Source organism: Shewanella ulleungensis (assembly GCF_014648315.1).
GTDB lineage: Bacteria > Pseudomonadota > Gammaproteobacteria > Enterobacterales > Shewanellaceae > Shewanella > Shewanella ulleungensis.
On the sequence record NZ_BMQW01000004.1, the window covers coordinates 200,717 to 215,017 of the forward strand.

The following is a 14,301-nucleotide window of genomic DNA, read 5'->3' on the forward strand; positions in this document are numbered from 1 at the left end:
TTAAAAGGACGCTTAGTGCTTAATCAACCGCAGGTAATGTATCTAAAGGCCAACGAGGTTGCCCTTTAACAGACAAAGGTTCAATCTGCCCAGCCCGTAAACGCTGTAATCCAGCATAAGCAATCATTGCACCGTTATCGGTACAAAACTCACCGCGTGGGTAATATACTTTACCGCCTAAATTAGTCATCATTTCAGCTAACGACTCGCGTAAACGCGTGTTGGCGCTTACACCACCGGCTATCACTAACCGCTTATAACCTGTTTGTTTTAAGGCGCGCTTGCACTTAATTGCCAGCGTATCCACAACGGCCTCTTCAAAGGCCCTAGCAATGTTTGCACGAGTTTGATGATCGTTAGGTTCAGCAGCAATGGTGTTAGCGGTAAAGGTTTTTAAACCAGAAAAGCTAAAATCTAATCCAGGCCTATCTGTCATAGGACGCGGAAATTTATACCCTGCAGGAACACCTTGTTGCGCTAACTTAGCTAAACGTGGTCCGCCTGGATAATCTAGCCCCATTAGTTTAGCCGTTTTATCAAAAGCTTCGCCTGCGGCGTCATCAACCGACTCACCTAATACTTGATAACGACCAATACCTTCAACTTGCACCAACATAGAATGGCCGCCAGACACTAAAAGTGCGATAAATGGAAACTCTGGAGCATCATCTTCTAACATCGGCGCCAATAAATGGCCTTCCATATGATGTACACCAACGGCAGGCTTATTCCATGCATAAGCGAGCGAGCGACCTACACATGCACCGACAAGCAACGCACCAATCAACCCAGGGCCTTTGGTATACGCCACACCATCGATATCATCTAAACTTGAATTGGCTTGTGCTAAAGCCTGTTTAATCAGAGGCACAATTTTGCGCACATGATCACGAGATGCGAGCTCAGGCACCACACCACCATAATCGGCGTGCAATTTAACTTGGCTGTATAGCACATGCGACATTAAGCCTAATTTATCGTCATACACTGCAATACCAGTTTCATCACAGGATGTCTCTATACCAATAACCCGCATAATCTCTCATCTTCATCAAAAATATGGCCGCCAATTCTACCCGTGTCGAGGTAAATACTCCAATGTTTCAGTATTTAACCTTTAATAGATTTGATTAAATTCAGCTAACATATTAAAAATGAGTGCCTTACACCCAACGCAAAGAGAAAATCAATCAGGGGTTTACAAATGGTCGTTGCTCGGTGTAAAATTCCGCACCATTTTAAATAGCCTTTGGATTGAGTTGAGACACTGCTGTTTAATGTGCTGGCATTTGTTTTTAAACTCATGACAGACAGTGTTGAACTGTAGACTTAGCCAACCAACATAACTACACCTAAGGGGTGATGGCGTATGCCAATTATTAAAGTACGTGAAAACGAACCATTCGACGTAGCTCTTCGTCGTTTCAAGCGCTCTTGTGAAAAAGCTGGTATTTTAGCTGACGTGCGTGCTCGTGAATTCTACGAGAAGCCAACTACTGCTCGTAAGCGTGCAAAAGCTGCTGCAGTTAAGCGTTTAGCTAAAAAGCTTTCTCGCGAAAACGCACGTCGCGTACGTTTATATTAATCTCATTATGAACTTAACCGATCAGCTAAAAGACCAAATGAAAGACGCCATGCGTGCTAAAGAAAAAGTACGCTTGGGGACGATTCGTATGGCACTTGCCGCCATCAAACAGATTGAAGTGGATACCCGCGAAACTCTGACTGATGAACAAGCGATAGCTGTATTAACCAAAATGGTCAAGCAACGCCGTGACTCTATTGTTCAATATGAAGCAGCAGGTCGTCCGGAGTTAGCAGCAGCCGAGGCAGAAGAGATTCAAGTTATTGAAACTTTTCTACCGAAACAGCTTACTGAAGAAGAAGTCGCAACGATTATCGATGCAACTATCGCTGAAGTAGGTGCTGCAACCATGGCGGATATGGGTAAAGTAATGGGAGCATTAAAATCGAAAGTTCAAGGTCGTGCAGATTTAGGTGCCATTGGTACTATGATACGCGCTAAATTGAAGTAATCGCTTTTTAATGTTGAATAAGCCGTGCACTTGCACGGCTTGTTTGTTTAAATTAGTTGATAAAGTAAATTCGAGAAAAATAGCAATCAATGGCGATACCTCGTGATTTTATCAATGAGCTTATAGCTCGCATTGACATAGTCGATCTAATAGATCGCAAAGTTCCTTTGAAAAAAGCCGGCAAAAATCATTCGGCTTGTTGTCCTTTTCATAGTGAAAAATCACCCTCTTTTACCGTCAGCAGAGACAAACAGTTTTATCATTGTTTCGGATGTGGCGCCCATGGCAATGCAATTGATTTTGTCATGGAATACGATCGCCTCGAATTTGTTGATGCCATTGAAGAACTTGCCGGTCAACTCGGATTACCCGTACCAAGAGAACAAGGTACAGGAAAAAGACCCGACCAAGGATTAAGCCGCGATTTATACGAACTGATGGAAGAAGCAAATCTTTTTTATCAGAGTCAATTACGTCAGCATACAGATAAACAAAAAGTAGTTGATTACCTTGCATTTCGTGGTCTATCCGACGAAGTAGTTGAGCAATTTGGTATTGGCTTTGCGCCAGATGGCTGGGATGGTTTACTGGGTCGTTATCGCCAAAACCAAGCAGCACAAGATAAATTGCTCACAGCAGGCATGCTGATAGCCAACGATAACGGCAAACGTTACGACCGTTTTCGCGACAGATTGATGTTCCCGATCCGCGACCGTAGAGGTCGTGTAGTCGGATTTGGAGGAAGAGTTTTAGGTGACGGTACCCCAAAATACTTGAATTCTCCAGAAACGCCCATATTTCATAAGGGTAATGAGCTTTATGGTTTATATGAGCTCAAACAGAAACACCGCGATCCACAACACGTTTTAATTGTTGAAGGTTACATGGATGTCGTCGCCCTGGCACAATTTGGGGTAGATTACGCAGTAGCATCATTAGGTACCTCAACTACAGCTGAACAATTTCAACTGTTAGTGCGTAGTGCAAAACAAGTCATTTGTTGTTACGACGGTGACCGAGCTGGACGAGAAGCAGCATGGCGAGCACTCGAAACAGCCTTGCCACTACTTAAACCAGGTGACCAAGTTAAATTTATGTTTTTGCCACAAGGCGAAGACCCTGACACCATGGTCAGAAAAATTGGCAAAGACGCATTTGAAGCATTAATGCAAAAAGCCATGTTATTACCAGAGTTCTTGTTTGATACATTAAGTAGCAATCATGGCTCCGATAAAGGGGCATTAGCCAAGCAAGCCATTGCGCTAATTGAAAAGGTACAAGATACCGTCCTACAGAATTTGTTACTAGAAAATCTAGCACACAAATTGGGCATGAATAGTGCCGATGATTTAAAGAAAAAACTCGGTTTTGCTGTTAATAAAGTAAAACCGCTCAATGCGAAAGGCTTACAAGGCCGTGGTACACCATTAAGGTTAGCCATTGCCCTACTTGTTCAAAATCCTAGCCTCGGCTTTGGTTTAGCAATTCAGCCTGCATTAGAGCGACTGCAAATGCCTGGTATCGCATTACTAGGACACTTGCTAGACATGACTCGAGAGCAATCGTTAAACAGCGCACAACTACTTGAACTGCATAGAGAGCATGAACAAAAAAGCACTCTAACAAAGCTAGCCCAATGGGATCATCAAGTGGCGGATGAAAACGTATTGCCAGAGTTTAAGCAAACCTTGATATGGTTGAATAATCAATATATTGAACAACTATACCAAGAGCTAAGCCTTAAACAAACTTTGACTAAAGTTGAAAAAGTTCAGCTAACAAAGTTAGTTGCGATAATGAAAGGCATTGCAAAATAATACGCAGTTATTGATAAATATTCTGCGTACAAAACGGTGCCACGGACTAGCTAAGATTAGTCTGCACAGTTATAATTGACGATTTGCGCGCCACTTAGCATAGCTATATGGCCTATCGTTTTATCAGTTACCCAAACTTGGATGATATCTATGGATCACACTCCGCAGTCGCAACTCAAACTGTTGCTCGCTAAAGGTAAAGAGCAAGGTTATTTAACCTATGCTGAAGTGAACGACCACTTACCAGCAGACATGGTCGATTCTGATCAGATTGAAGATATTATCCAGATGATAAATGACATGGGTATCCGCGTTTTTGAAGAAGCGCCAGATGCCGATGACATGATGATGTCGGAAGACAACACAGACGAAGATGCTGCAGAAGAAGCTGCGGCAGCACTCGCAACCGTTGAAAGTGAGTTAGGCCGTACCACAGACCCAGTACGTATGTACATGCGTGAAATGGGTACAGTAGAGCTACTTACTCGCGAAGGCGAAATTGTTATTGCTAAACGTATCGAAGAAGGTATTAACACAGTACAGAGTTCTGTGAGTGAATACCCTCAAGCTATCGCAATGATCTTAGAGCAATTCGACCAGTATGAAGCTGAAGAATTGCGCTTGTCTGATATTATCTCTGGATTTATCAATCCTGACGACGATGACGTCGCCCCTACCGCCACCAATATTGGTTCAGAAGTCGCTGATACCGATGACGATGACGATGATGATGACGACGACGATGATGACGATGACGAAGAAGAGGAAGAAGGCAACAAAGGTCCAGATCCTGAAGAAGCAAAAGAGAAGTTTACTCAATTAAGAGAAGCTTACGAAAAAAGCTTAGGCATTATTGCTGAAAAAGGTCGTGACCACCCTGAAGCCATCGGTTCGTTATTTGTTATCGGTGAATTATTTAAAGAGTTCCGCCTAGTTCCTAAACAGTTTGACCGTTTAGTGAAAAGCATGCGCAACATGATGGATCGCGTACGTGTTCAAGAGCGTCTAGTGATCAAACTTTGTGTTGAACAAGCTAAAATGCCGAAGAAAAACTTCATCAAAGCATTTACAGGCAATGAAACTAATCTAGATTGGTTTAACAAAGAAAAAGAGAGCAGCAAGCCGTACGCAGAAGGTCTTCGTATGATTGAAGACGACGTCACGCGTTGTGTAACTAAGCTTGGTGCAATCGAACAAGAAACAGATTTAACCATCGCAGGCATTAAAGACATTAACCGTCGTATGTCTATCGGTGAAGCGAAAGCTCGTCGTGCGAAGAAAGAAATGGTTGAAGCTAACTTACGTTTGGTTATCTCTATTGCTAAAAAGTACACAAACCGTGGTTTACAGTTCTTGGACTTAATCCAAGAAGGTAACATTGGTTTGATGAAAGCGGTTGATAAGTTCGAATACCGTCGTGGTTATAAGTTCTCAACTTATGCAACATGGTGGATCCGTCAGGCGATTACTCGCTCGATTGCTGACCAAGCACGTACGATCCGTATTCCAGTACATATGATCGAAACCATCAACAAGTTGAATCGTATTTCACGTCAAATGCTTCAAGAAATGGGCCGTGAGCCTTCTCCTGAAGAATTAGCTGAACGTATGATGATGCCTGAAGATAAGATCCGTAAGGTACTAAAAATCGCTAAAGAGCCAATCTCAATGGAAACCCCAATCGGTGACGATGAAGATTCGCATTTAGGTGATTTTATCGAGGATACCACTCTCGAGCTACCATTAGACTCAGCCACAAGCGAAAGTCTTAAGAACGCCACACACGAAGTGTTAGCAGGCTTAACAGCCCGTGAAGCAAAAGTACTGCGTATGCGTTTCGGTATCGACATGAACACCGACCACACGTTAGAAGAAGTGGGCAAACAGTTTGACGTAACACGTGAACGTATTCGTCAGATTGAAGCTAAAGCGTTACGCAAGTTACGCCACCCTTCTCGCTCAGAAATCTTAAAGTCTTTCTTAGACGAATAAGCTAATTTGAGTTATTTGTGGTTAAAAACCTGCTTCGGCAGGTTTTTTTATGTTTTTTATTTAGATTACTAAAAGCTTCTTACTCTCTTTTCAATACAAACAATTCAGCACAATATCATTCGTTGTAGCGAGTTAATGCCATTTACCTTGAGATAATAGCTATCGCAGTTGCCATTATTTGCCTTAAATGCGACAAAACTGCTTAACAGATAACCAATTGAAACAAGATAAGTAAATAGTGTTCAAAACACGGGTGACAAGCGCGAACAAACTTCGTATACTTTCACCCGCTTTCGATAGTGACGACTATCGTAAGTCGGCCCCTTAGCTCAGTTGGTTAGAGCATACGACTCATAATCGTCAGGTCCCCAGTTCAAGTCTGGGAGGGGCCACCAATTCAGATAAGCCGTAGCAATGTTTCATTGCTACGGCTTTTTCGTATGTGGCATTTATGATTTAGCGAAACAAGATAAGCAACTGTTTGGCACCATGATTCACATGGTGCCATGTGGGTAATATAAGCATTACGCTTTATGAATGTGTAAAGGGCTTTTTTCTAAATGCGTTTGTGCAGCGGTAATGGCCACGACCGCTTTAGAATTAAACTCTCGTTGGTATAGGGTATATACCACAAATAAACTGGCTACGATAAACATCCACGGATTAACAAACCAGCACAATGCTGCCATTGAATAGTAATATGAGCGCAGACCATAATTGTAAGAATGAGCGGCTTGATCTTGTACGACTGCCATTTGTCTTGCGTAAGCGATGAGGTTTTTATCTGTACCCGTTTTATCTAATGGTGCCGCGCCAATCATAACGTTAACAAAGCCATATTGGCGCATTGACCAGGTAAACTGGAAAAACGCTAAGACAAAAATGCCCACCAACAAGCCGAGTTTAACCTGCACTAATGCATGATTAGGTGGGGCGGTAAATGGAATTGAAGCTATGACGGTTTCCAGCTTTTCAACTTGTGAGAACAACGTCAATACACCCGCTAATACCAGTAAGGTCGTTGAAGCAAAAAAGGCAATATTACGCTCTAGGTTGGCTAATAATGCTGCCTCACCAACGCGATTCTCTTTCCCAATCACTTGCGACATCCACATAATCCGTTGTTGATGCATCACCCTAGCAATACAGTTAGTGGTTTTGGCTTTACGCCGAGCAAAACCTGTGTAACCAACCCAGGCAACTAAAAAAACAATAAAGGCAAACGAATCGATCCATGGCACCACCATGTTAATCACCCATTACTAAAAAAATAATAGATTGATTATGCATCAGTTTTTACTAACCATAAATCAGTTTTTGGTTTAAAACGGGCTTGGGCAAACACAATTGATAGTCTCAAGGGAAATTGGGTGAATAAAAGTTAGGGTAGTGGCATGCAAGAGTAACCGCGACGACATATGTCGTGACTGAGCATTAAAGTATAAGTCACAACCAAGTATCGGATGTCCTAAATGAAGACTATGGATACGTAACTGATGAGTGCGGCCTGTAATGGGGCGAAATGTCACCTTGGTGGATAATTCTTGAAGATCTCGACTTATCACTCGATAGTGGCTTTGAGCAGGCTTTCCAGTTTCATGGCAAATTTTCATAAACGGAAAATTATCGACATCTTTGGCAATGGGTAAATCAACCTCCCCCTCGTCATCCGGTAAAACACCGTGAAGTATTGCGGTATAAGTTTTGCTGATAGTGCGTTGCTGAAATTGCTGAGTCAACAAGCCATTAACCTGTTTATTTAACGCCACCAGCATAATGCCTGAGGTGCCAAAATCAAGTCGATGCAATAAGGTCGCACTAGGGAAATCTTGTACTAAACGATAATGCACAGAATCTTTATTTAACGGATTTTTGCCCGACAAGCTCAACAGTCCTGATGGTTTGTTGATGAGCAGGATGTGTTCATCTTGGTATAACACCTCAATAACACCGTGACAGGGTGGCGCAATAAATTCAGACATAACATTTTGATCATCAAATTATATCGCGATCATAATAGCAAAGGTGGCTCACTGGCCACCTTTGTATCATTAAAGTATCAAAAAATAACTTAAGTACGCAAACGTCCAAGCTGTTGATGTTGCTGACGCACTAGTTCGGCAAGACTGTCACTGCTTTGCTGAGCTTCGTCGGCAAGTTGCGATAGTTCAGAGGCGGAATCAGAAATACCGGTAATATTGCGGTTCACCTCTTCAGTGACGGCACTTTGTTCTTCAGCGGCAGTCGCAATGTGGGTCACCTGGCTCGATATCTCATCAATTTGCGACACAATAGCATTTAACGATTGCAAGGCTAATTGAGTTTGCTCAACGGCTTTATTCGCGCCTTGTGCCCCTTTATCAATAATGTTCGAGGCATTTTTCACTTCTTTTTGCAGTGAATCAATCAAAGTACTAATTTCATCAGTCGATTTTTGGGTTCTCGAAGCTAATGTTCTCACTTCGTCGGCAACCACAGCAAAACCGCGACCTTGCTCTCCTGCTCGTGCCGCCTCAATCGCAGCGTTTAGTGCTAAAAGATTAGTTTGCTCAGCAATGGCGCTAATCACCTCTAAAATACGACTAATGTTGCTACTACTTTGCGACACTAAATTAACCGCTTGCTGCGCCTGGGCTGACTCTTTAGACATGTCCTCAACAAACACCATGGCTTGAGTTAAACGCGACTCACCATCTTTAACATTGATTGTCATCGACTCGGTTTCCATTGCAGTTTGCTCTGAGGCTTTAGCCACTTCTAGGGCTGTCGCACTCATTTGATTCACAGCAGTGACCACACTTTCAATTTCACTATATTGTCGATTTACACTTTCACGGGTGTGTTTAGCGATTTCAGCTGACTTAATACTTTCTTGTTGCGAGCTATCAGCAAGTATTTTAAGTTCGGAAATCAAGTGGCGTAATTTTGCAATAAAACGATTAATCCCACCGCCTAGCGCAATCAATTCAGCATGTGCGTCGACCTCAATCGTTTGGGTTAAATCACCTTCAGCACTAGCCAAGTTTTCAACCCGTGTTTGGATCATACTCAACGGCGCTATAATGCTGCGGATAACCAAACTAATAATAATCACGGCAATAACTGTGACTGCGATGCCAATCATCAATAACAAGCCACCTAATGACATTTCCATTTCGGTCATTGAATCGTTCATGTTATTAACGGCCATAAAGGCCTGGCTTTTAGGCACTTCAATAATCAACGACCATGTTGCATTAGCAATAGGGATAGCAATAGGGTAGCCAACTGCAATGCTGTCTGGTTCATTAACAAAACCAGAGGTGTTGTTTAATGCTAATAACTTTTTGGCAAATTCAGGCTGAACCGACTCACTCAATGGCCGAGCGAATTTAGTATAATGGCTTGCTGCAACCACAAAGCCTTTTTGACTAACCAAGGTGACTTTGGCTTGGCCCTGGTACAAACTTTTAGACAATTGCATTATCATGGTTTGAAACATCGGTAAGTTAATGTCGACGCCCACCAAACCTTTAAACTGATTATCGACCAATACAGGCACAGTCAGCGAAGTCATTAATGCGTTATTACCTGGGGTAATTTCGTATAAGTATGGTTCCATTAAACAGGGTTTTTTGGTGTCTTTGGCGCACAAATACCATTCAGCTTCTCGTACACCAAACTCATTAAGAGTTTCAATATATTTCTCAGCGGCATCGTCAACCGATTGTTGTTCAACAGTGCCATTTTCGCTGCGGGTGTAATATATCTCTAATGTGCCGGCATTAGGCACACTGTGGCTACTACCTTGACGATAAACATCATCAAGAAAATCATAACCATTGGGTTCAAATTGGGCATACATTGATGAGATTTGTGCATTTTTTTGTAGCACTGCAGCGAGCGATAACTCGAGTCGTTCACGGGTTAATGGATCTTTTTTCGACGTTTGCTCAATAAGCCCTGTAAATGAATATGGAATACGATACGCTTCGTTAATAAAACCTGCGACACGCTCACCATACTCTCCTGCCCTAGCAGATAATTTGTCGTTAATTTCTTGCTGTAAAGCCACTTCAACTTCTGCGGCTAGAATATTGTTTTTATCTTTTAGTACTATCCATAAACTGACTGAGAGTGTAATAACAGTGGCAATAAACAATGCCGAAGTGATCCATAACAACTTTGATCTAATGGATAGTGCTTTCATTCAATTCAACTCCCAGTGTTTACAAGACTTTTTAAGTGTAGTCCGCATTTTTAAACATATCGAAAAATGCAAAAAAAATCCCGCCAAAAGCGGGATTTAAATGATTATGTTGTGCAATATAACCGGTTACTGAAACACAGCTTGAAATGTACCATCCATAATCGCTAAACCTGCATCAATTTGCGCATCAGGGGCCGTTAGCGGCACTAACACACGAATAACATTACCGTAGGTACCACAAGACAATAAAATCAAACCACGATTGCGTGCTTCAGCCAAAATCTTAGCACTATATTGTGGAGCAGGTACGCCGTCTTCCATCAGTTCAATGGCAATCATGGCTCCTAAACCACGCACATCTGCAATTTGTGGGTACTTAGCCTGCATATCTTTTAATGCCGTTTTCAGCTTGTTACCAACATCATTGGCTCTAGTCAGTAACTGCTCTTCTTCGAATACTTCAATTACCGCAAGTGCAGCAGCACAGGCTATTGGACTACCGCCATAAGTACCACCTAAACCACCTGCGGTTACCGCGTCCATAATTTCAGCTTTTCCGGTAATACCTGACAGTGGAAAACCACCAGCAATAGACTTGGCAAATGTTGTAATATCAGCAGCTACACCCATTTGTTCCATCGCAAAGAAGGTACCAGTACGGCCTGCGCCGGTTTGGACTTCATCCGCAATTAGCACGATGCCATGGTTGTCGCACAACTCACGTAAGCGCTTCATAAAAGATGGCGTAACGGCGTAAAATCCCCCCTCACCTTGCACAGGCTCGAGTATAATCGCAGCGATATCAGCAGGTTCAGCATCATTTTTAAATATACGTTCAATTGACTCAATCGCATCATCTTCAGACACGCCATGCATTTCACACGGAAACTCAGCGCGGAACACATTAGCCGACATTAAGCCCATGCCTTTGCTGTACGGTGCAACCTTACCGGTTAAGGCCAATGCCGCCATCGTACGACCGTGATAGCCTGAAGTAAATGCAATAACACCGGCACGTTTAGTGTAAGCACGAGCCACTTTAACGGCGTTTTCAACCGCTTCAGAACCACTAGTGAATAACGCGGTTTTCTTGGCAAAATCACCCGGGACTAAATGATTAAGTTTTTCACACACAGCAATATAGCTTTCGTAACCCAATACCATAAAACAGGTATGCGAGAAGGCATCTAACTGGGCAGCTACAGCCGCTTTGACTTTAGGATGCAAATGACCGGTATTGAGCACCGCAATGCCGCCTGCAAAATCAATGTATTCACGACCTTCAACATCCCATACTGTTGCGTTCTCAGCACGTTCAGTAAAAATAGGGTGGATTTGCCCTACACCTTGAGCCACAGCCGCTTGGCGACGTGCCATTAGTCCATCATTTGTTTTAGTCATAACCCACTCTCTTAAACTGACATGCAGATATATTTCATTTCTAGGTATTCTTCGATACCAAACTTAGAGCCTTCGCGGCCTAATCCTGACGATTTAATGCCGCCAAAAGGCGCCACTTCTGTCGAGATTAATCCAGTATTAACTCCCACCATGCCATACTCAAGCGCTTCAGCAACTTTGTAGACGAGCGAAATATCGCGGCCATAAAAATACGCCGCTAAACCAAACTCAGTGTCGTTAGCTTGTTTAATCACATCATCTACGGTATCGAATTTAAACAATGGTGCTAATGGACCAAATGTTTCTTCTTTAGCCACCAACATCGACTTATCAACATCACGTAAAATGGTTGGTTCAAAAAAGAATCCACCCAAGCTATGCGCTTTACCACCAGCAACAACACTGGCGCCTTTTGATAGTGCATCAGCTAAGTGGCTCTGTACTTTTGCAACTGCGGCTTCATTAATCAATGGGCCAATATTTACCCCATCATCTGCGCCGTTGCCAACATTAAGTTTAGCGACCGCAGCGGCAAACTTTTGAGTAAATTGCTCATATACACCAGCTTGAACATAAATGCGGTTTGCACATACGCAGGTTTGGCCTGCATTACGGTATTTGGCAATCATTGCGCCTTCAACAGCGGCGTCGATATCGGCATCGTCAAACACAATAAACGGTGCATTACCGCCTAGTTCAAGCGACAGTTTTTTAAGTGTAGGCGCGCATTGCTCCATTAACTTAATACCAACGGCGGTTGAACCAGTAAACGATAACTTACGCACAATAGGGCTATCGCATAGAGTATTACCAATGGCAATAGCGTCACCAGTAACCACACTAAATACCCCCGCCGGAATACCCGCGCGATGGGCAAGCGCTGCCAATGCTAATGCAGTAAACGGAGTTTGCGGCGCAGGCTTAACCACCATAGTACAACCCGCGGCAAGTGCCGGTGCAGCTTTACGGGTGATCATCGCGGCAGGGAAATTCCACGGCGTAATAGCCGCAGTAACCCCCACAGGTTGTTTGATTACCGTCAGTCTTTTATCAGCTTGATGCCCAGGAATGGTATCACCATAAATACGCTTAGCTTCTTCAGCAAACCATTCTATAAACGAGGCGGCATAAGTGACTTCGCCTCTGGCTTCGGCCAATGGTTTACCTTGCTCAGTGGTCATAATCAACGCTAGGTCTTCAGCATTTTCGTGCATCAACTCAAACCAACGTCTTAATTTCTGGCTGCGCTCTTTAGCGGTTAACGCACGCCATGCAGGTAATGCATTATTGGCTGCTGTAATGGCGGCTTGAGTTTCTACTGCTCCCATCACAGGCACATGGCCAATGAGTTCTTGGGTTGCAGGATTGTTGATGGCAATCTTGTCACCACTGTCGGCGTCAACCCAAACACCATCGATATAACATTGCTCATGCAATAAGCTTGGATCATTTAAAATCACAACGCTCTCCTACTCATTCAATAAAATACTGGTTCCATGTAAATAACTTTTGCTCACTAAAGCATAAAAACTAAATACCAAACTTGTCTCGCATAGTGTAGTACCAAGCACCTAATGCACTAAACGGCACTCTCAGAGCATGACCACCAGGGAACGGGTAATGCGGTAAAGCTGCAAATGCATCAAAGCGTGTCGCTTGGTTATTAAGCATTTCGGCAATTAACTTGCCCGCTAAATGAGTATAGGTAACCCCGTGACCACTGCAGCCTTGCGAGTAATAAATGTTATGTCCAATTCTGCCCACTTGTGGCAAACGAGACAGGGTCATTAAAAAGTTACCCGTCCAGGCGTAATCAACTTTAACCCCTTTCAATTGCGGAAATGTTTTTAACAGTTTAGGCATAATCAAGGCTTCAACGTTGGCTGGGTCGCGAGCGCCATAAACAACACCACCACCAAAAACAAGTCGCTTGTCGCCAGTAAGACGGTAATAATCTAATAAGTAGTTACAGTCTTCTACGCAATAGTCTTGCGGTAATAAACTGGCAGCCATGTCGTCAGACAGTGGTTCAGTGGTTATAACTTGAGTACCGCACGGCATTGATTTAGCTTGTAGCTCTGGTAATAATTTACCCAAATAGGCATTACCCGCTACCACCACAAACTTACATTTAACTTGCCCTTGTGCGGTGTGCACAATTGGCGACTCACCGTCATCAACGCTAATCACCGCAGAGTCTTCAAAAATTTGTCCACCTAACGATTCAACCGCACGAGCTTCACCTAACGCAAGGTTAAGCGGGTGAATATGACCACCGCTTTTATCAAGTAAACCACCCACATATAAATCGGTATTCACTACATTACGAATGCCGTCTTTATCGAGCATCTCTAAATGATTGTTATGGCCATGCGCTTCCCATAGCTTTTTTTGCGACTGTAAATGGCCCATTTGCTTGGCGTTCATTGCGGCAAAAACACCGCCATCTTTTAAGTCACAATCGATATTGTATTTGGCAATACGCTCACGAATAATCTGGCCACCTTCAAACGCCATTTGACCAAATAATTTGCCCTGTTCTTTACCAACGACTTTTTCGATGCTGTCGATGTCACGGCTAAAAGAATTGACGATTTGTCCGCCGTTTCGACCTGATGCACCCCAGCCAATTCGAGCCGCTTCAAGGATGACCACTTTCATGCCGCTTTCTAATAAATGCAGCGCCGATGACAACCCGGTATATCCAGCACCAATGATACAAACATCAGTTTCTATTGAAGATTCTAAACGAGGGCGTTCGACTTTATCATTAGCCGACGCAGCATAATATGAACTAGCGTGAGGTGTGGCGGACATAGCGCTTCCTTTATGGATTCAAAACGAAATACAACTAGTTCATCGTACA

The 14,301-nt window shown here is 43.2% G+C and carries 11 protein-coding genes and 1 tRNA gene; 5 read left to right on the top strand and 7 right to left on the bottom strand.

All coding sequences use genetic code 11. From position 1 onward, the window contains the following. Positions 1-19: 19 nt before the first annotated feature. Complete coding sequence (gene tsaD / locus IEY40_RS09845; protein ID WP_188955655.1) at positions 20-1,036, bottom strand: tRNA (adenosine(37)-N6)-threonylcarbamoyltransferase complex transferase subunit TsaD; 1,017 nt, start codon at positions 1,034-1,036, stop codon at positions 20-22. A gap of 333 nt (positions 1,037-1,369) precedes the next feature. On the opposite strand from tsaD, the gene rpsU reads away from it, so the two are divergent. The 5 genes from rpsU (at position 1,370) to IEY40_RS09870 (ending at position 6,240) form a co-directional block, all read left to right on the top strand. Further along, entirely contained in the window at positions 1,370-1,585 is a 216-nt protein-coding gene (gene rpsU, locus IEY40_RS09850) for a 30S ribosomal protein S21 (RefSeq protein WP_006080725.1), read from the top strand. A 7-nt stretch (positions 1,586-1,592) separates the two neighbouring features. Then, positions 1,593-2,036, top strand: a complete 444-nt coding sequence (locus tag IEY40_RS09855; RefSeq protein WP_188955656.1) for a GatB/YqeY domain-containing protein — start codon at positions 1,593-1,595, stop codon at positions 2,034-2,036. Positions 2,037-2,125: 89 nt separating this feature from the next. Continuing rightward, positions 2,126-3,853 (top strand): DNA primase, encoded by a 1,728-nt coding sequence (gene dnaG / locus IEY40_RS09860; RefSeq protein ID WP_188955658.1) that lies wholly within the window; start codon positions 2,126-2,128, stop codon positions 3,851-3,853. Positions 3,854-4,003: 150 nt separating this feature from the next. After that, entirely contained in the window at positions 4,004-5,845 is a 1,842-nt protein-coding gene (gene rpoD, locus IEY40_RS09865) for an RNA polymerase sigma factor RpoD (protein ID WP_229777069.1), read from the top strand. 318 nt (positions 5,846-6,163) lie between these two features. Beyond that, positions 6,164-6,240: transfer RNA gene (locus IEY40_RS09870), tRNA-Ile, on the top strand. Positions 6,241-6,369: 129 nt separating this feature from the next. On the opposite strand, the gene IEY40_RS09875 is transcribed toward IEY40_RS09870, so the two are convergent. The 6 genes from IEY40_RS09875 to IEY40_RS09900 form a co-directional block, all read right to left on the bottom strand. Beyond that, the gene (locus tag IEY40_RS09875; RefSeq protein ID WP_188955662.1) at positions 6,370-7,092 is read right to left on the bottom strand and encodes a DUF599 domain-containing protein; all 723 of its coding nucleotides are present in this window, start codon (positions 7,090-7,092) and stop codon (positions 6,370-6,372) included. A 75-nt stretch (positions 7,093-7,167) separates the two neighbouring features. Further along, the gene (locus IEY40_RS09880; protein ID WP_188955665.1) at positions 7,168-7,827 is read right to left on the bottom strand and encodes an RluA family pseudouridine synthase; all 660 of its coding nucleotides are present in this window, start codon (positions 7,825-7,827) and stop codon (positions 7,168-7,170) included. A gap of 89 nt (positions 7,828-7,916) precedes the next feature. Beyond that, positions 7,917-10,034 carry a methyl-accepting chemotaxis protein gene (locus IEY40_RS09885; protein ID WP_188955667.1) on the bottom strand — a complete coding sequence of 706 codons (2,118 nt, stop codon included), beginning with the start codon at positions 10,032-10,034 and terminating at the stop codon, positions 7,917-7,919. A gap of 126 nt (positions 10,035-10,160) precedes the next feature. Next, a complete protein-coding gene (gabT, locus tag IEY40_RS09890) occupies positions 10,161-11,435 on the bottom strand; it encodes a 4-aminobutyrate--2-oxoglutarate transaminase (RefSeq protein ID WP_188955669.1) in 1,275 nt (424 codons plus the stop codon). An 11-nt stretch (positions 11,436-11,446) separates the two neighbouring features. Beyond that, positions 11,447-12,895 carry an NADP-dependent succinate-semialdehyde dehydrogenase gene (gene gabD / locus IEY40_RS09895; RefSeq protein WP_188955671.1) on the bottom strand — a complete coding sequence of 483 codons (1,449 nt, stop codon included), beginning with the start codon at positions 12,893-12,895 and terminating at the stop codon, positions 11,447-11,449. Between the two features lie 70 nt (positions 12,896-12,965). Beyond that, a complete protein-coding gene (locus IEY40_RS09900) occupies positions 12,966-14,252 on the bottom strand; it encodes an NAD(P)/FAD-dependent oxidoreductase (protein ID WP_188955673.1) in 1,287 nt (428 codons plus the stop codon). Positions 14,253-14,301: the final 49 nt, after the last annotated feature.